This window comes from Thalassoglobus sp. JC818 (genome assembly GCF_040717535.1).
GTDB lineage: Bacteria > Planctomycetota > Planctomycetia > Planctomycetales > Planctomycetaceae > Thalassoglobus.
In genome coordinates, this window is the sequence record NZ_JBFEFI010000005.1 from 268577 (window position 1) to 286275 (window position 17699).

Sequence of the window (17699 nt, forward strand, 5' to 3'; positions counted from 1 at the left end):
CACTTTCTTATCGTACTTATCGTATGTAAATAAACTCTTTGAGATTCAATAACCCGTGAGCAAAATCTGCCCAGGCATCCTGCTCTGACTTCACTGCACCGAGCACCGAAAGCTGCTCGCCAAGCTCATCAATGAGCTCGCGATACTCTTCAGCCTGCTTTCGCTCTTCCGGAGTCATCGCTGCCGAAAGTTCTTCCGCTGAAACAAACGTTGAATCTTCGCTGGCGAGTGCTTGAACTTCTTCCGCACTCAATGCCGATTCGTAAAGTCGTGCCAGCTCAATGCGACCAGTCAGAAATCGATTTCCCAACGGAGGGCCATGTCGCAAACCGAACAGTATCTGGCTACCTCCCCCTTTAAAGGGTCGCAGCTCTGACTTCTTATATGGCGTTCCATAGAGAACTCCGTTGCGATAACAACTGATGGTCCCATCGTCTTCATAGGTCATGACAAGATGAACCGGATTTTTCATCGCTTCATCTTCTGCTGGCCCCTGCAGACTGCTCGTTCTTTCAAATGTATTTGACCCCGCCAACCAGTGTCGCGGTTCCTGTTCGCCGAAAACAATTGAATCGAAGTGAACACCAGACACGGTTTGCACGGACATCACTCCGCCGCCACGTTGTTCCAGATTTGACAATTGAACAATGACTTCAAACGACTTCGCACGTAGGTTTCGTTCTAGCGGTCCGGTCGAAACATATCCGCTTCCATCAAGAACGAGAGCACCGCCCTCGATTCGGCAGCCCCCATGAGCGGTTCCGTGCAGGCGCCCCGACGAGTCATTGAAGTCATGGTCAAAATTCCACTCTGCGACGAGCGACGGCAATTGGAGTTTGGCTTCACTGCCGTTGTTGCGAGTGCCCAACACTCTGTTTTTTGCGAGGTTTTCCAGATTCTCCAAGTGACTCTTGTGCTCGTCCAACTGAGTCATTAGCCGTTCACGTTTTACCGATTGCTGTTGATAGAACGCTCGAAGCTCTGCAATGAACTGACTCGCTGCACTCAGTTCTCCAGAATCGGCGGGACGGCCGAGAACAGAACTCATCAAATGTTGAATGCGTTCTTCATCTTCCAAATGCTTTGTCGATGTTCCTAAAACTTGAGCTGCTTGAAGAACAAACGGATCGTTTAAGAGTGTCAAAGATTGGGCTGGGACATTTGTAATGTCTCGGCGTCCCTGTGTTGCAAATGGAACCGGCATGTTAAACGTTGTCAAAAACGGATCCATATCGTTACGAATGACCGAGAGATAGATGCTTCTTCGTTTCGACTTTCCGCCGACTTTATCCGGCGGGCCAAACGACGTCTGATCGAGTTGCCCGGAAGCCATCAGAATTGAATCACGAAGCATTTCACCAGTCATTCGCCGAATCGAAGCATGTGACAATAGCCGATTCTCGGGATCGATTTCCTTGGCTTTGGCTGTTCCTTCGCTGGAACGCTGCCATGTCTCCGTCAGCACGAGTTCGCGAATCATTCGTTTAATCGACCACCCCTGTTCGGCGAAACGATTCGCGAGATAGTCCAGTAACTCGGGATGCGATGGCTCTTCGCCCAGCAACCCGAAGTTATCGACTGTTCGAACAAGACCTGCACCGAACGTGTAGTGCCAGATGCGGTTGACGATCACTCGCCGGGTTAAGGGGTTGTCTTCGCGAATGAGATCTTCTGCAAGCTGCCGGCGTCCACTTGTTCCGTTACTGTTTGTGTATTCGTACGGGCTCGAGTCGACACACTCGAGGAACCTCCGCTCGACCACACTTCCTGGATGTCGATGTTGTCCGCGAATGAAGAGCGCCTGATCGGTTGAATCGGCATCCAGCTGTCCAGGAATTCGATCGGGCAACGGAACTTCTTCCTCAAGCGAACGATACTCGGAGACCAACGTCTGCAGACGCTCCGAACCAGTTCCCAGCTTTGTCAGAAAGCCGTTCGAAACAAGGTTGTTGAGGAGGTCGACTTGCTTGTCGGAACACCTGCCTTGCCCCCAGTCTTCGACAGCTTGTCGAATGACTGCCGCAATCTGATGCTTCAGTACCGATGCTTCGAAGCTGACTTCGGGGCCGATGAGAGACAAGAGAACGGCAGCTGGTGTTGATGTAGGTGGAGGGGTGAAGCTGCCTGTTGGAGCAACGAGAACTTCCTGGACTCCAAACCATGATCGGTCGACAGGTTTAGCAAGCACCGGCGAGTCGGCTGCCGTTGTCAGCTCGATGTGAATGTCATCGCCGTCCCAGTAGCTTGCATCGTATCGAATCCATTGCGGCTTTCCGTTTTTCAATGATGAAACTGGATACACCGTTCCGTTGCGTGGATAGTGATGAACGGAATACCGCAGCATCGCGTCTCCGGAGCCTTGAACACGAACCCACACTTCGTGCTTCCCATCAAGGTGCAGCTTTGGTGACATCAATGTCGCACGGTGTTTCGTCGAGAGCCCGTGAGAATAAACTCCGGTATTGAGCAACGGAGCGTCGCTGGTGATTGATTCAAGAAGTGAAAAGTCGCCAGCTTGGGTCACTCCATCGGCAGTTCCGTTCCCATATGAAAACCACTCCGAGGTCGACTCCGGATTCCTCAGATCCCAGTGGGCATAGAATTCGTCATTGCTTTCGGAGTGGGAAGCGCGATCATTCGCTACGGAGGCAGCTTGCAGCAGCTTCTGCCAATCTTCTTTCTTCGATTCCCCTTCACTCGCTGAAAGTTTGAGTGGATAGAAAACGTCTGTATCGCTCGTCGCTTGTTCAATGAATTCGTTGGCAACTTCGTCGAAGGATTCCGCTCGCTCCATCCAGACTTTTGCCTGTTCCGATCGAACGTCTTGCTTGAGTTTTATTAACTCCTCGCGATTCCGGTTTTGCAGCTCCTCGGAATTTGCATCGAGGATTCCCGGCCTTGGCGAACCAATGATTCCGAACAGAGCGTAGTAGTCTTCCTGACTAATCGGATCGAATTTGTGGTTGTGGCAACGAGCGCACGAGACCGTGAGTCCCATGAATGCTTTGGAGAAAACATTGATCTGATCGTCGACGAATTTCACCTTCTCATCGAGGGCATCCGTCGGTGCAAATCCATGAAAGCACATCCGCCAGTGAGCTGTGCCAATCGCTGACTGATTGACTTGCGTCTCGGGATCAATCCGAGGATTTTCAAGCAAGTCCCCCGCCACATGTTCACGGACAAGTTGATCATACGGAACATCGCCATTGAGCGATTGAATGAGATAGTCGCGATACTTCCATGCATAAGGAATTGCAGGATCGCCTTCGCTTCCGTGCGACTCTGCATATCGAATGACGTCCATCCAGTGACGCGCCCAGTGCTCTCCGAACTCGCGTGAATTCAACCACCGGTCAACGAGTTTTTCATAAGCCTCAGGACTCTCATCAGCGATGAATGTTTCCGTCTCTTCGACGGTTGGAATGACTCCTCGAATGACGAGACTCAACCTGCGGACCAATTCTCGTTGAGTTGCACGAGGTGCGGCACTTAAGCCAGCTTCGTCTAACTTCGCATCAATGAATCGATCAATGGGATTTCGTTCGACGTCAGAATCATCGGCAAGCGGAGGGGCTACTGGACTGAGTGGACGAAAGCTCCACCAGGTCATCCGATCCTGAAACTGGCTTTCCCAGGTTTCAACATTCGCTAAATTTGAACCGGCCGGAGGACTCGCTCGCGGATCGGGGGCTCCCATGGCGATCCACTTTTCGAAGTCTGCAATCACTGACTCATCGAGCGGATCTTCACCCAGCGGCATTTCGAAACCTTCAATCTCATGCCGCATCACGCGCAGCAGGAGACTTGCGTGCGGGTCTTTCAAATTCAATGCCTTGCCCGATTGCCCACCCTTCAGAAAACGGGATCGGTGATCGAGGATCAAATCGCCTTCGGCAGTATCCTGGCTGTTATGGCATCCGTAACAGCGTTCGACCAAAACCGGTCGAATTCGTGTTTCGAAGAATTCTAGTTGATCGGATGGAATCTCCGGTTCTGCAGCAACCGCGACCGAACATGTCATCACAGCCAACAGGGCAAATCTTCGCAGCAGCAACATCGACAATTCCTGTACTGACACGGTTATCTCAACAGGCTCTGGTCTGGAGGGAGGGCGTCTTGGAACGGTGTTGGAATCGATGGTGGGTTCTGAAAGTCAGTTCGATTCGCAAGGTTTGGGATCATTTGAAGTCCACCCGTGTGAACCGAGCAGGAAAGGCCCCGGACGATTCACTCGCGCGACCCATCAAGTCACCGTTTGAAAAGATGCGTTTTTTAGGATACCGATTTTTCGATGCATTGAGAACTGCTGATCCGAAATTCACTACCGTAGAAAATTGCAAGCAGTTGACCGAAATTGTCGCGTCGACAAAACTTGTGGTCTTGTGTCCAAGAATCACCCTTCAAGGAAAGAATTTACGGATGTCGAAAGTTGCTCTGATTACCGGCGGTGCACGCGGAATTGGCCTCGGAATCGCCAAGTCACTCATCGAAGCTGGCTGGTCACTCATGTTGAATGGTGTCCGCCCAGCTGATCAGGTGAGCGACGTCATCAAACAACTCGACATTGAACCGGAGCGGATTGATTATTGTGCTGCCAACATCGGACTGTCGGAAGATCGTTCACGACTGATCGACACAACACGAGAACGTTTTGGGCGACTCGATGCACTGATCAACAATGCCGGGATCACGTCACCGGGTCGGAAAGACATCCTAGAAGCTGATGAGGAAGCATTCGATACCGTCGTTGGAGTCAACCTGAAAGGGCCATTCTTTCTCACGAAGCTCGCTGCCCCCTTGATCATTGAATCTCAATCAGATTCGTCCGTTCGCGGAAGCGTCATTTTCGTCTCGTCGATCTCTGCCGAATTTGTATCCGTCAATCGGGGAGACTATTGCTTGACGAAAGCAGCTCTGGGCATGTGCACTAAGCTTTGGGCAACCCGTCTTGCTGAGTTCGGGATCGATGTCTACGAAGTTCGCCCGGGCGTCATCAAAAGCGATATGACATCTGCAGTGACAGAGAAATACGACAAGCTGATCGAAGAGGGTTTGACACTGGACCGCCGCTGGGGTGACCCGTCGGATATCGGTCTCGCTGTCCGATCACTTGTCGACGGACAGATTCCCTATGCGACTGGGCAGGTTCTCAAGATCGACGGTGGAATGACGATCACAAGCTTGTAATCGGTCTGTCAATCTCGACTAATTCCCGCCAGCGTCTTCCGTCAGCGAACGACTATCGAGAAGCCCGCCTGACTTATGCGCATCGCGGAAGAACGTTCTCATCTCAAGCATCGGCGGTCCGAGAAGGAGAATCAATATCGGTGGAGCTAGGCAAATGACCACGGGAAACAACATCTTGATCGTTGTTTGATTCGCTCTCTCCTCAGAACGTTGTCGAGACTGGCGGCGAATTCCATCTGCAAATTCAGTCACTGCTGTCGCAACGTGCGTCCCCGTTTTCTCTGATTGACTTAAAAGCGTCGCCAGTGTTTTGACATCGTCTGCGTCGACTCGATTGGCGAATTCTTTGAGTGCCTTCGTCATCGTGGCAGCGTCCGCATGTCGACGCACAACTTCCAGTTCCACTGCGAGATCAGGATGAAAGAACTCAATTTCCCGCGACACCTGATAGAGAGATTCGCGCAGCCCGAGCCCGCCACTTAAACACATCCGCACGATGTCCAAAGCATCCGGCAACCCCTTCTGAATACGAGCCAGTCGCAACCCCGCTTGTCGATTGATGATCACGCGTGGAATAACGTACGCAATCGAGACTGCGATGAGCGTGATGAAGAGAACGGTCTTGGGAAGCGGAGTCGTTGGAGGAGCAGCGATTGCCAAGACTCCCCCGACGATCAGCAGAAGAACGACAATTGTATTTCGCGCTGAGAGATACTCGATCAGCGCGTATGAACTGTAGAAGCCGGCCCGTTTCAGATCACGCTCCAACAGATCATACTCACTGCCGATGCCCGGAATCGCACCAGCCATTGACCTGCGAAGAAAGTTCGGGCGAGCAACTTCCAATCGTGGTTTTACCTCCGAAATGTTCCTCACACGCGATCGTGCTCGCAGGACGGTCATTCCCGCGATCAGAACGAGCAGGGTGGAACTCGCAAACCCAATGAATATTGAAAGGTCTTGTGAAGACATAATTCACTCACACTCTTGGCTTCGTGACTCGTCTTGATCACTGGTGATCATTTCGACATCCGGGTTGAGTCAGGCCCCGGACTTACACTTTTGAAAGTTAACCATCTTCGCGAATCAGCATCACGATCCACAGGATTCCAACAATCTCCAGGGCAATCGCTGCTGCGAGAAGAGTTTTTCCGAGTGGGTCTTCAAAGAACACCTGGACGTGGGCGGGATTCAAAACCATCACAGCACACAGAGCAATGGGTGCCATCGCAGCGATGATCATCGACGACATCCGCCCAGCGCTTGTCGTGACACGAACCTGATTCTGTGCGGCTGTTCGTTCGCGAATCACGGTTGCCAGTCGTTCGAGAGTACTGGAAAGATGACCTCCCGATCGGCGTTGAACGATGAGCGTCGTGGTGAAGATTCTCGCTTCGATGACAGGCAGACGCACTGCCATACGCTTGAGTGTTCGATCAAGAGCCGCCCCAACTCCCAGTTGCTGAACGACTCTTTCGATTTCCTTCGACAGGATGCCATCGGTCTCTTCAGCGACGAGAGTCAGTGCCTGCTCGACGCTTCGCCCTGAACGTGTTGACCGAGCCACCATGTCAATCACTGAGGGAAGCTGTTGTCGAATTTCGATCATTCGCTGGCGACGCTTGAATACAAAAACACCGATCGGAACCACCATTCCAATCATTCCTGCACCGCAGCTGAACAGTTCGTTGTCGGTGGCCACCCATGTCCCTCCGCCGAGGATCAATCCACTGGCAACGACCATCAGAAATCCCGTCCAGGGACTGATTTCCAGACCGGTTTCTAAGACCAGTCGATCGAATCCGTGATTGAGCTTGCCTGCAATCGAAGCATCAATAGCACGCTCGTATCCGTTTCTTCTGCGTCGCAGAGAGCGCTTCGACGCCCGCAGAGCGTCGCTACCGAAGATGAGATCCTTCATCAACAGCCCAAACGCAGTCGCGACCATGGACAACGAACCGAATGCCACAAATGTGAGTTCTGCACTTCCCATTCGATTCTCTTCTCACCTTCCAGAATCTGAATGTCTGATTTGATTGGCAGTCATTCGGCGTTGCTGAAACAGGTCTTCAGCCAAGTGAACTCCCGCTGCCTCCAACCTTGAGAGGCACTTGGGACGATAACCTGTGAAGTAATATTCACCACGAGCAACACCGTTCTCGTCGACTCCGGTTTGCTGGAATCCAAAAATGTCTTCGAGGACAAACTCCCCATCCTTCAGTCCTGTAATTTCAGAGACCTGCATCACTCTCCTCACACCTCCTTTCAGACGTGCAAGATGAACAACCAGTGTCAGCCCCGATTTGATGTATTGTCGAATTACGGGAATCGAGAGTTCATATCCACTCATCGCGACCATCATTTCGAGACGGCTGAGCGAGTCTCGAGCATCGTTCGCATGAATCGTCGTCAGAGATCCTTCGTGACCGGTATTCATCGCCTGCAACATGTCCAGGGCTTCAGGTCCGCGAACCTCACCGACGATGATTCGATCGGGTCGCATTCGCAGGCTGTTGCGAACGAGCATTCGTTGACTGATTTCCCCAACACCTTCGTTGTTCTCTGGGCGTGTTTCCATTCGGACTACATGTCGGTGCTGCAATCGAAGTTCCGCAGAGTCTTCAATGGTGATGATTCGCTCATCACTCGGAATGTATTGTGTCAGGGCATTCAAGAACGTCGTTTTACCGGCACCTGTCCCTCCGGAAATCAGAAAGCTGATACGCGCATCAATCGCTGCTGCCAGAAATTCGACGACCTCCGAGACGACAGTTTGATTGTCGACGAGATCAGCCACCTTGAGCGGGTTTCGTCCGAAGCGGCGAATCGAAAGGGTTGGCCCATTCAGAGACATCGGCGGGATGACTGCGTTAATTCGTGAACCATCCGGCAGCCTCGCATCGACCATCGGATTCACTTCATCGATTCGGCGACCGACACGCGAAACAATCCGTTGAATGATCCGAATCAAATGCTTCTCGTCAGCGAAGACAACGTTGGTCAATTCCATCCGTCCTCGACACTCAACATAAACTTCATGTTGATGGTTGACCAAAATGTCATTGACGGAGTCGTCTCGCATTAAACGTTCAAGCGGGCCGAGGCCGAAGACTTCATCGAACAGCTCTTGCAGCATCCGCTCATCATCAGCTTCGGAAAGCTTCGCCCCATCCTCACGCAGCAGGTCTCGTGAGATTGCCCGGACTTCATCTGCCAAATCTTCCTGAGAAACATGAGCGAGCATCGACAGATCTAATTCATCAATGAGCCGTTCATGAATACGGATCTTCAGCTGCTGGAATGCCAGTTCGGTTTCATCGACCGCTTCGAAGCTATTAGCCCCGAATTGAAACGTTTGTTCCGTTGATGATGTCAGCAACATTCCGCAATCCTTTTAAACCTTGGCTTCCACACTCAATTGCTTGCAAACTAAAGAGTGTCGACACAAGACTCTAATCGACCCCGTAACTGCTCAGCGCACAACATTCGGCTCCACTCCACCCTGTACTTGTGGAGCGCGAAGTCCGCGAGCAACGGGTGTCGACACGCGTCCTGGCTGTTGAGTGATCATTGGTTTGGGAGACGACGACTGTTGAAACTCGACAACCTCTTTGGCCCCCGCCATGTAAATCTGCATTTGTTTCTTAACTGGTTTCGTCGGAACGCCAATCAAGTCGTCCAATGTGATTCTTTCTCCTGCGTCATGGAGAACACCGTTGACCGAGATCAACATCGACGAATCCGCCCCCGAAAAATCTGCTTTCGACTGACCGATTCGGGCGATGTTCTGTCCCTGCGAATCCGGCAGGTCGCTGGGATTCCGTAGTGTCAGTGTCAATTCCCCTCTTCCCTCGACGACCTTCAAGACTTTCGCTTGTGGCGGAGTCACGGAAAGCGTGACTGTCCCCTGCGAATCAACGTCGACTCGTTGCCCAGCCAGCACGTTGCGATTCAATGCCAGAACTTCAACACCCTCCAGCAGAGTCATCGTAACCTCAGGACGTTCTCCTTCCGGCTCGGAACGAAACAAAACATCAACGACCGAACCTGGAGCGGCAAACCCGTGAACCGCTCCGACATTTTCAATGGGAACCGTTACCGCTCGGAAACCAGGCTGTAAACGATCGGCAACACCGGGACCAAATCCTTCTGGATAAAAGTTATCAGGCAGGAAGAGGCTGCCCTTCGGAAGATCTTCGTTGAGCGTCCGCCCGAACAGTTGCCGAGTATCTCGCATGAATTGGCTGCCAGAATACGGCGACTTGGCATACTGCTCTGGAGTGAAGCTGTGAATCACAATGTCGTGAAGCGACAATGTTCGTCCCTTTTTCAGGTCAATCCCCGCAACCGGAACAATGATCCGCTCCTTCGGCGGCTCGGTCTTCAACTCCGTAAGTGGAGGGAGTTCCGGCTGTTTCAGTTGTTGACGAACCAGAAATGCCCCTCCCAACCCTACAAGGATTGCGAAGACGACAACCGTCATCGTTCCCGAACTCACACGATTCATCCGACACTCCGATTATGAATTGAGATCACGGCGGCACGTCTCACACTAATTGTTATGTTCTTCGATTTCGTCGACACACAATTTCAACAGTCCAATTGACAGCGGTTCGCTCTAACGACTGTCTGACTTCGGCTTAGACTTCACTACGGTCTTCGACTCAGCAAAGAACCCCAGTCGCTCGAACGATTGAAATTGCAGTTGATTTCGATCGATTGCACTCTGATTGGCTGGAATGTCACTCGTATTCACATAAGAGGACACCTTGTATCCCTGCGGATTCTCGGGATTAAATGGAACATCTGGGTCATAACCTTCTCCCGGAACGACATAAACAAACGACTGATCAAGGACGTCAATCGCCGTTCCAACATCGACTGCTTCTTGAGCCAACTGATCGCGGAAAGCAACCACTCCGACCACTCCGCCAATTGCGATCACACACGTCAAAAAGAGATAGTCGAGAGAATGAACCATTCCGCGCTGATCAGTGAGCAACTGGCGAAGCATTGAAGAATCCACTCAAGCATGATCGAACAATGTACCCGCACCGCATGGACTTAGACTCCCTCAATCTGTGCAGCCAATTAACCAACAGGATGAGTAAATCGTTTGTATTAAGAAGCCATGCTTATGCGTCGGAGAGCAACCTACTCTCACGACAAGGGACGCTCTGAGTGATACAAATGTTGTGCCGGAATTTGGCAATATCAGAGTTGTAATCTCTGCAACATTACTTCGAGCGTACGGATTTCATTGATGCCAATTCGCCAGCAAGCGAACAGAAGAGATTCGGCATCCAGCAATCGCTGCCGGCGATGCCTAACGCCAGCAACGGATGATTGTTGAGAAGACTGTCATTGCAGAACAGACAGCTTCGCAAAAGAGACAAAGAAGAGCTTACGGCTTGCCAACGGAATCTGTGCGAACGACTGGGGAAATCAACCCTGCGGAATCGTCTCCTCGGTCGATAAGGATGCAGGTTCCGTTTTCATTGAGGCCGACACTCTGAGCACCGCTGTCCGTAAGATCGCAAAAGTCTGCTGTATCGTCAAAATTTGTGCCAGCGGTTTGTGAAGAATGACCGGTGAGATCACTGGTCGCGTAGCTCTGATCTAATGCTGAGACAGAGTCAGCAACGTCAGCCAACTCAGTCACCACCTGGTCACGCAACGTGGTTTGCCCAACGATCAGGCCGAGAACGAGAATTGTTGCGACAAGAACGAGTTCCGTGGAGACAACGAACCCAGCTTCATCGTCAATTAGGGAAACCAACATTTTCTACCTCTGAAGACTTAAGACACTGCTTGTAATTCGGCCCGAGTCTTGTTGTAAACATCAGCCAGTATCGGTCTGCGAAAATCATTCCGTACAAACACCCTCCGAGCGTCATTTGTAACAAACAACGAAGGGAAACTTTCGCAGCCAGCCCTCATTCTCAATCGTTGCCCACTCCAATGCTCTCTACATATCTCAAATGGATTCAGCGATGACGAGTACTGACTCGTCATCGCTTTCCGTAATTGTGTACGGATCCATTTGCTCTGCGGAGCAACATTATCCAGCCATCACATCAACGGTCATTACGGACCAGCAGAATCGCCAACACCTGGGAGAACGCTTTGAGTTCCCGCAGCGTCAATTCCACCGTCGATCAAAACACAAGTTCCGCTGTTGGCTAGTCCCTGTTGTCCGTTGTCTGACTGATCGCAGAAATCAGCTGCGTCGTCAAAGTTTGTTCCAGCAGTGAACGAAGCGTGGCCAGTGATGTCGCTGAACGCGTAGCTCTGGTCGAGAGCAGAAACAGCGTCGGCAACGTCGGCAAGTTCAGTCACAACTTGATCGCGGAGAGTCGTCTGTCCGACGATCATTCCGATCACGAGGATTGTCGCAACCAGAACGAGTTCGGTTGAGACGACGAATCCCGCTTCGTCATTCATCAGGGTGCGTAGCATTTTTTTGTCCTTTTACGATTCACAAGAATGAGTTGGGGACGATTCCCCGAGCATCGTTGATTGCCACTGAAGAACTCATCTCGCTGGGAGGAGGGTCTCTTGCACGACTTATGCCAAACGTCCAAGAGTGCAGCGTCTTGAGGAATTCTTCCGGCAACATGATCTAAGTCTGAAAATCCACGCGTGTCGTTGTTATCGCGTGGAAACATGCAAATCAGAGACTGACAACCATTGGAACAGAGTTGTATTCCGCGCGTCGTGTAGATTCCGAACGCTGCACTTAGTTGTGTTAACTGAAGCAGCCCGCACGTCCTGAACAATCGACGTCTCACCGTAGCGATTGTCACTTTGAATCGCTCCGTAACGATCAGCGCAGTTTGGATGGCGACGCCCCAAAGGCAATTCACTCGCCGACTAACCTCGTTCAAAAGAAAGCATCAATCATGCTCGATGCAAGATTGTGACTTCGCCGGCAGGTTGTCACAATGCCTTCCAGAGTTGACCGTTCCGAATGGTCTTGCCATTCCACACTAACGCGCCGAACGAACAGGATGAAAACTGTTCAACGAAGTTTGGAAGCATCGGCAACAGGCTCTAGATGAATTCTGCAGCACGACAGGAGTGACGATTTGGAGGGAATACGACATCGCGCGGAAACATCTCCTGCGAGGAATCGACACCCGTATGTTGACGGCACTCGCATTACAAAGTCTCAACATCTCGCTCCTATGCGGCACAGTGTGCAGTTGGTGAGATCTTTTCTGGTCGGACTTTTCCTCTTCCTCTCTTGCGGATGTTCAGAGAACGCGTTGACGGGTAACTCCCAAGAGCGAGAGTTTCCGCAAAAGGCGATCAAAGTCATCGTTCCATTTTCTGCAGGAGGTGGCAGCGACACGTTTGCTCGAATCATTCAACAGGCGATCGACGAACAGGAACTGCTTCCTGAACCGATCGTCATCATCAATGTTCCTGGTGCTGGAGGAACGATTGGATCACGCCGAGTCAAAAACGCACGTCCTGATGGCTACACCATCATGCAGCTTCATGACGGAATTCTAACATCGAAGTATTCAGGAGTTGCCAATTACGGGCCGGAAGCTTTCACACCGATCGCTGCCACTGGAGAGTCGATCATGATCATCGGGGTCGGTGAAAACTCCCCGTACGAATCTCTTCAGGAACTTATGAAAGACGTCGCAGATAGACCCGATGAAGTTGTCTTCGCTTCGAACATCGGAGCTCCTAGCCAATACGCCGGACTGATGCTTGAGAAAACGACTCCGGGCGCCAGATTTCGCTATTCACAAACCGGTGATGGAGCAAAACGTTTCGCCGGACTCCACGGTGGTCACACGGATGTCTCCGCCTTTTCCCTTGCCGAGTACATTCAATTTCGTCCCTCGGGATTGAAAGCACTGGCACTGCTTGGAAAGTCGCGACATCCGGAAGCGAAGGACGTCCCGACGGCCCGCGAACAGGGCTTCGATGTTGTTAACACCAACATGATTTTCTGGTGGGCCCCGATTGGTGCTCCGCCTGATCGCATGGCAACTATTTCCGAAGCACTCGAGAAGGCGATGCAGAGTGAACACGTCCGGGAACGACTGGCCCAACTCAAGACCGACCCGGTATTCCTCTCGGGAAATGAACTCGAACAAGAACTGAAAACGAGAAGCGAACTGATCGCGTCTGTCTCCGTCCGTCCGACAATCGAACTTCCTGACTTTCCGCGCTGGATTGCCGGAACCGTATCTGTCTTCGCAATTCTCGCTCTGACACAGAATACGATCGGGTTCGGTCGGACTTCTGAAGCCCCCTCAACCAATTCTCCACAAAACAACTTCATGTCATGGCGAAATGCAGCACTGACGTTACTCACCACCGTCGTCTATGTGGTTGCGCTCGGAATAAACGTGATCAGCTACATTCCCTGCACTTTGGCCTTTATCGTTTTCATTGGGTTGGGACTCAATCCTACGACTAAGAAAATGCTGGTGATGAATGGTGTTTTGGCTCTGTTTCTGAGCGTGAGTCTGCATTTGATCTTCACTCGAGTTTTCGTCATCGATTTACCATAGAAGGCGACATGCTGGATTCGCTCGCAACACTCTTTAGCCTTGAAGCTCTTCTGCTGATGTTCCTGGGAACTTCTCTGGGAGTCATTGTCGGCGCGATTCCCGGTCTCACGGGAGCAATGCTGATCGCGTTATCGCTCCCATTGACTTTCGGAATGTCCGGCGAGATGGCACTCGTCCTGCTGATTTCGATGTATGTCGGAACAGTTTCCGGAGGGCTTGTCACTGCCACGCTTCTGCGCATTCCGGGAACCCCCGCGTCGATGATGACCACCCTCGACGGCTATCCGCTGGCTCTGCAAGGCAAGTCGGGCCGCGCGTTGGGGCTGGGAGTAATGGCTTCTCTCGTGGGAGGTCTTGTGAGTTGGGGATTCCTCGTGATTCTCTCCGCCCCACTGGCAAAACTTTCCCTCCAGTTTGGCCCCTTCGACTTCTTCGCACTCGTGATGATGGCGTTGATTCTCATTGTTTCAGTGAGCGGAGAGTCGCTCATCAATGGGCTTCTCTCTGGTACACTCGGACTTCTCGCCGCCATGCCGGGAGCCTCGGCAGCGACCGGACAGCCGAGATGGACACTCGGGTTCCACGAGTTGAACGACGGGCTAAAGCTGCTGCCTGTTTTGATTGGTTTGTTCGCTGTGAATCAAGTTCTCAGTGAGGCCTGGAATTTGAATCGCGGGCAGGCAGCATCGATTCTTCACTCGAACCGAATATCACTGAATATCTCCGACTGGTTCACCAATCGTGTGAATCTGTTGCGATCTTCCCTCATCGGAACGTTCATCGGAATCCTGCCAGGCATTGGAGCGAACATCGGTTCTGTGGTGGCTTACTCGGTTGCCAAGAGTCAGTCTTCTCATCCAGAAAAATTCGGAACCGGCACCGAAGAAGGCATCATCGCATCGGAAGCTGCCAACAACGCAACCGTCGGCGGAGCGCTCATCCCTCTCATCGCAATGGGAATTCCTGGAAGCGTCATCGACGCAATATTACTCGGTGCTCTTGTCATTCACGGACTGCAACCGGGCCCGCTGCTAATGGAACAAAATCCAGAAGTTGTTCACATTATCATGTGGACGATGCTCTTCTCGAATTTGCTGATGTTTGGCCTGATGACATTTTCAATCGGTTGGCTGGCCAAGTTGGCGAGTCTTCCAAAGCAACTCCTGATTCCAACAATTCTCACGTTCTGCGTGATCGGGTCGTATGCGCTCGCGAACCGAATGTTCGATGTCTGGGTGATGCTGGGATTCGGCGTGATCGGATTCTTCATGGAACGCTCAAAAATCCCACTCGCTCCGTTCGTCATTGGATTCGTGCTCGCTCCGATTGGAGAGGAGCATCTCAGCGAAGGCCTAATGCAGACGAACGGAGACTGGTGGCCGCTGCTCACTCGACCGATCGCTGGGACGCTGACTACCCTGACGATTGCTCTTCTCGTGTTTACCATGTACCAGCATTATCGCGGCCATCAACTTCAGGCAAAATCCCAAGATGACTGAACGCCCCAACATCCTCTGGTACTGCACGGACCAGCAGCGATTTGACACCATCGGAGCCCTCGGTAACGAGTTCGTCCAAACACCGACGATTGACTCACTTGTCAATTCGGGAACTGCTTTCACTCATGCTTTTTGTCAAAGTCCAATCTGCACACCCAGCAGATCGAGCCTGATGACAGGCATGTATCCGTCTCGAGTTCACAACACCCGAAACGGAAACCGTTCGTTTCCGGAATCGACTCCTCTCATTTCAAAGTTAATTGCAGACAACGGTTACAGCTGTGGAATGATTGGCAAGTTTCACTTGCAGAGTTCAGGACATCGAACTGAACCTCGCCTCGACGACGGGTTTAACTTCTGGAAGTTCAGCCACGCTCCACGCGATGACTGGCCGACAGGTCATGACTATGCCGATTGGGTCCGCGACCAGGATGCCGACCTCGATCAACTCCGCAACAGCCCGGATCGTGTGCCGCCGGAGTTGCATCAAACCAAGTGGGCCAGCGATATGGCCTTTGAATTTCTCAATCAGCAGACTCCCACCACCCCATGGCTTCTCAACATCAACGTTTACGATCCGCACCCACCATTCATCCCTCCTAGAGCTTACGCAGATCGCTTCGATCCGGAACAGATGCCGGGTCCGTATTTTCAGGACTCTGACCTTGATCAACAGCGACTTCTCAGTGGCGTCGATTTTCAGGACGAAGTCCGTTCACCAGAGGAACATAAGGCAAAGCAAAAACAGGCCGACTACTATGCCATGATTGCTCAAATCGACGACCAGTTGAGTCGAATTTTGAAACAGCTTGAGACGACCGGCCAACTCGAAAACACATTGGTCGTTTTCACCAGTGATCATGGCGAATCGCTCGGCGATCACGGCTTGATGTACAAAGGCTGTCGATTCTACGAGGGTCTGGTCCGGGTGCCTCTCATCTTCTCATGGCCGGGCCAAATTCAAGCGGGACTTCAAAGCCACGGGCTTGTTGAACTCCTCGATCTGACCGCGACTCTGCTCGATTACACTCATACGCCGACCCCTTCCACGCTTCAGGGGAAGTCGCTGCGCCCGATTCTTGAGGGATCAACTCCCAGCGATCATCATCGCGATTCTGTGCGTTGCGAATATTTCGAAGCTCTTGATCCGCACTTCACACATGGAACCGGGTCCATGGCAACAATGTATCGGACAGAGCACTATAAGTTATGCGTTTACCACGACCAAAACCTCGGCGAACTCTATGACCTCGAAGCCGACCCGTGGGAATTCCGCAACCTGTGGGATGAATCTGCTCATGCAGAAATTAAGAATCGACTGATTCTCGAAAGCTTCAATTCCCACGTCTGCCTGACAACGGATGTCGGATCCGAGAGAATCGCCCCCATGTAGAACTGAAACCAAAATTTTGGTGCGAGCGCTAGCAGCATCACTCCATGACTTCCAATTCAATCGATTGAAGACCAAACGAACATGACGAAGCCTCTCCTCCGATACCTGTTGAGCGTTTTTCTTATTGCGACGATCGTTCTCCCCGCTGTACTTTCAGCAGACGACCAAGTCCCAACTCGACGTGCATTGTTAATCGGCATCGATGGGCTTCGCGCTGACGCACTCAAAGCTGCCAAAACACCTCACATCGATGCACTCATCGAGAGTGGCGCGTTTACCGAAAACACCCAGATACTTGGTGAAAGATATCAGGAGAACGACACGATCAGCGGGCCAGGCTGGTCCAGCTTCCTGACTGGCGTCTGGGCAGACAAACACGGGGTTCACGACAACTCATTCACCGGGAAGAATTACACGGAGTACCCGCATTTTTTCCACTACGTGAAAGTTCAGTTTCCTCAAGCTAAAACTCACTCGTTTGTCGACTGGAGCCCGATCGATGAACACATCGTTTCCGATGCGGATGTCCACAAGGTTTACCCTGCGCATGGACACGAGGAATACACCAAACAGGATCGCGAAGTCACTCGCGACGCCGTGAAGACTCTTCGCGAAGATGACTGTCATGTCGTCATGGCGTATCTGGGAGCGGTAGACGAAACCGGACATCGTTACGGGTTTCATCCGTCAGTCAGCGCGTACACGACCGCGATCGAACGTGTGGATGCCCAGGTTGGCCTGATGATTCGTGCGATGCGATCGCGTCCGAACTTCGATGCAGAAGACTGGCTGGTCGTGATCTCTACCGATCATGGAGGCCAAGGGCTGGGACATGGAGGTGGCCACAGCATCGACGAGATTCGAACGACTTTCCTGATCGTCAGCGGACAACCGGCAAAAGTCGGAAAAATTGAGGAGCAGACCTACCTCGTCGACGTCCCGGTGACGGTGTTGACTCATGTCGGAGTCAAAATTGATCCCGAATGGGAACTCGACGGTCAAGCACGCGGATTGAAGTAGCGAATACAAAACTCGATCGCAGAACTCAGGCTATCTGCTGGAACTCGCTGCTGAGTTCAT

At 51.9% G+C, this 17699-nt stretch carries 13 protein-coding genes; 5 read left to right on the forward strand and 8 right to left on the reverse strand.

The genetic code is table 11. The annotated features are described in order from the left end of the window. Positions 1 to 16: 16 nt before the first annotated feature. A complete protein-coding gene (locus tag AB1L42_RS15045) occupies positions 17 to 4081 on the reverse strand; it encodes a DUF1553 domain-containing protein (protein WP_367057256.1) in 4065 nt (1354 codons plus the stop codon). 341 nt (positions 4082 to 4422) lie between these two features. On the opposite strand from AB1L42_RS15045, the gene AB1L42_RS15050 reads away from it, so the two are divergent. Then, positions 4423 to 5190 carry a 3-ketoacyl-ACP reductase gene (locus tag AB1L42_RS15050; protein ID WP_367057259.1) on the forward strand — a complete coding sequence of 256 codons (768 nt, stop codon included), beginning with the start codon at positions 4423 to 4425 and terminating at the stop codon, positions 5188 to 5190. An 18-nt stretch (positions 5191 to 5208) separates the two neighbouring features. On the opposite strand, the gene AB1L42_RS15055 is transcribed toward AB1L42_RS15050, so the two are convergent. The 7 genes from AB1L42_RS15055 to AB1L42_RS15085 all read right to left on the reverse strand — a co-directional run bounded on the left by AB1L42_RS15055 (position 5209) and on the right by AB1L42_RS15085 (position 11649). Further along, a complete protein-coding gene (locus AB1L42_RS15055) occupies positions 5209 to 6162 on the reverse strand; it encodes a type II secretion system F family protein (RefSeq protein ID WP_367057262.1) in 954 nt (317 codons plus the stop codon). A gap of 97 nt (positions 6163 to 6259) precedes the next feature. Beyond that, positions 6260 to 7183 (reverse strand): type II secretion system F family protein, encoded by a 924-nt coding sequence (locus tag AB1L42_RS15060; RefSeq protein WP_367057265.1) that lies wholly within the window; start codon positions 7181 to 7183, stop codon positions 6260 to 6262. Positions 7184 to 7195: 12 nt separating this feature from the next. After that, positions 7196 to 8572, reverse strand: coding sequence for a CpaF family protein (locus AB1L42_RS15065; RefSeq protein ID WP_367057268.1), 1377 nt, complete (start codon positions 8570 to 8572; stop codon positions 7196 to 7198). Positions 8573 to 8662: 90 nt separating this feature from the next. Beyond that, positions 8663 to 9697 (reverse strand): Flp pilus assembly protein CpaB, encoded by a 1035-nt coding sequence (cpaB, locus tag AB1L42_RS15070; RefSeq protein ID WP_367057271.1) that lies wholly within the window; start codon positions 9695 to 9697, stop codon positions 8663 to 8665. Positions 9698 to 9808: 111 nt separating this feature from the next. Further along, positions 9809 to 10204 (reverse strand): hypothetical protein, encoded by a 396-nt coding sequence (locus AB1L42_RS15075; RefSeq protein WP_367057274.1) that lies wholly within the window; start codon positions 10202 to 10204, stop codon positions 9809 to 9811. 390 nt (positions 10205 to 10594) lie between these two features. After that, entirely contained in the window at positions 10595 to 10972 is a 378-nt protein-coding gene (locus AB1L42_RS15080) for a hypothetical protein (RefSeq protein WP_367057277.1), read from the reverse strand. 305 nt (positions 10973 to 11277) lie between these two features. Next, a complete protein-coding gene (locus tag AB1L42_RS15085) occupies positions 11278 to 11649 on the reverse strand; it encodes a hypothetical protein (protein ID WP_367057280.1) in 372 nt (123 codons plus the stop codon). 749 nt (positions 11650 to 12398) lie between these two features. Between AB1L42_RS15085 and AB1L42_RS15090 the strand changes: the two genes are divergently transcribed. From AB1L42_RS15090 to AB1L42_RS15105, 4 genes are all read left to right on the forward strand, one after another. Continuing rightward, entirely contained in the window at positions 12399 to 13727 is a 1329-nt protein-coding gene (locus AB1L42_RS15090; protein ID WP_367057283.1) for a tripartite tricarboxylate transporter substrate binding protein, read from the forward strand. Positions 13728 to 13735: 8 nt separating this feature from the next. Further along, complete coding sequence (locus tag AB1L42_RS15095) at positions 13736 to 15226, forward strand: tripartite tricarboxylate transporter permease (RefSeq protein ID WP_367057286.1); 1491 nt, start codon at positions 13736 to 13738, stop codon at positions 15224 to 15226. After that, positions 15219 to 16619, forward strand: coding sequence for a sulfatase-like hydrolase/transferase (locus AB1L42_RS15100; protein ID WP_367057289.1), 1401 nt, complete (start codon positions 15219 to 15221; stop codon positions 16617 to 16619). Before AB1L42_RS15095 ends, AB1L42_RS15100 begins: the two co-directional genes overlap by 8 nt. Before the next feature lie 81 nt (positions 16620 to 16700). After that, positions 16701 to 17639 (forward strand): alkaline phosphatase family protein, encoded by a 939-nt coding sequence (locus AB1L42_RS15105; RefSeq protein ID WP_367057292.1) that lies wholly within the window; start codon positions 16701 to 16703, stop codon positions 17637 to 17639. Positions 17640 to 17699 lie beyond the last annotated feature (60 nt).

Coding starts and splice junctions, on each gene's coding strand:
- AB1L42_RS15050 (WP_367057259.1), top strand. CDS start 4,423: ATGTCGAAAGTTGCTCTGATTACCGGCGGTGCACGCGGAATTGGCCTC.
- AB1L42_RS15055 (WP_367057262.1), bottom strand. CDS start 6,162: ATGTCTTCACAAGACCTTTCAATATTCATTGGGTTTGCGAGTTCCACC.
- AB1L42_RS15060 (WP_367057265.1), bottom strand. CDS start 7,183: ATGGGAAGTGCAGAACTCACATTTGTGGCATTCGGTTCGTTGTCCATG.
- AB1L42_RS15065 (WP_367057268.1), bottom strand. CDS start 8,572: ATGTTGCTGACATCATCAACGGAACAAACGTTTCAATTCGGGGCTAAT.
- cpaB (WP_367057271.1), bottom strand. CDS start 9,697: ATGAATCGTGTGAGTTCGGGAACGATGACGGTTGTCGTCTTCGCAATC.
- AB1L42_RS15075 (WP_367057274.1), bottom strand. CDS start 10,204: ATGCTTCGCCAGTTGCTCACTGATCAGCGCGGAATGGTTCATTCTCTC.
- AB1L42_RS15080 (WP_367057277.1), bottom strand. CDS start 10,972: ATGTTGGTTTCCCTAATTGACGATGAAGCTGGGTTCGTTGTCTCCACG.
- AB1L42_RS15085 (WP_367057280.1), bottom strand. CDS start 11,649: ATGCTACGCACCCTGATGAATGACGAAGCGGGATTCGTCGTCTCAACC.
- AB1L42_RS15095 (WP_367057286.1), top strand. CDS start 13,736: ATGCTGGATTCGCTCGCAACACTCTTTAGCCTTGAAGCTCTTCTGCTG.
- AB1L42_RS15100 (WP_367057289.1), top strand. CDS start 15,219: ATGACTGAACGCCCCAACATCCTCTGGTACTGCACGGACCAGCAGCGA.
- AB1L42_RS15105 (WP_367057292.1), top strand. CDS start 16,701: ATGACGAAGCCTCTCCTCCGATACCTGTTGAGCGTTTTTCTTATTGCG.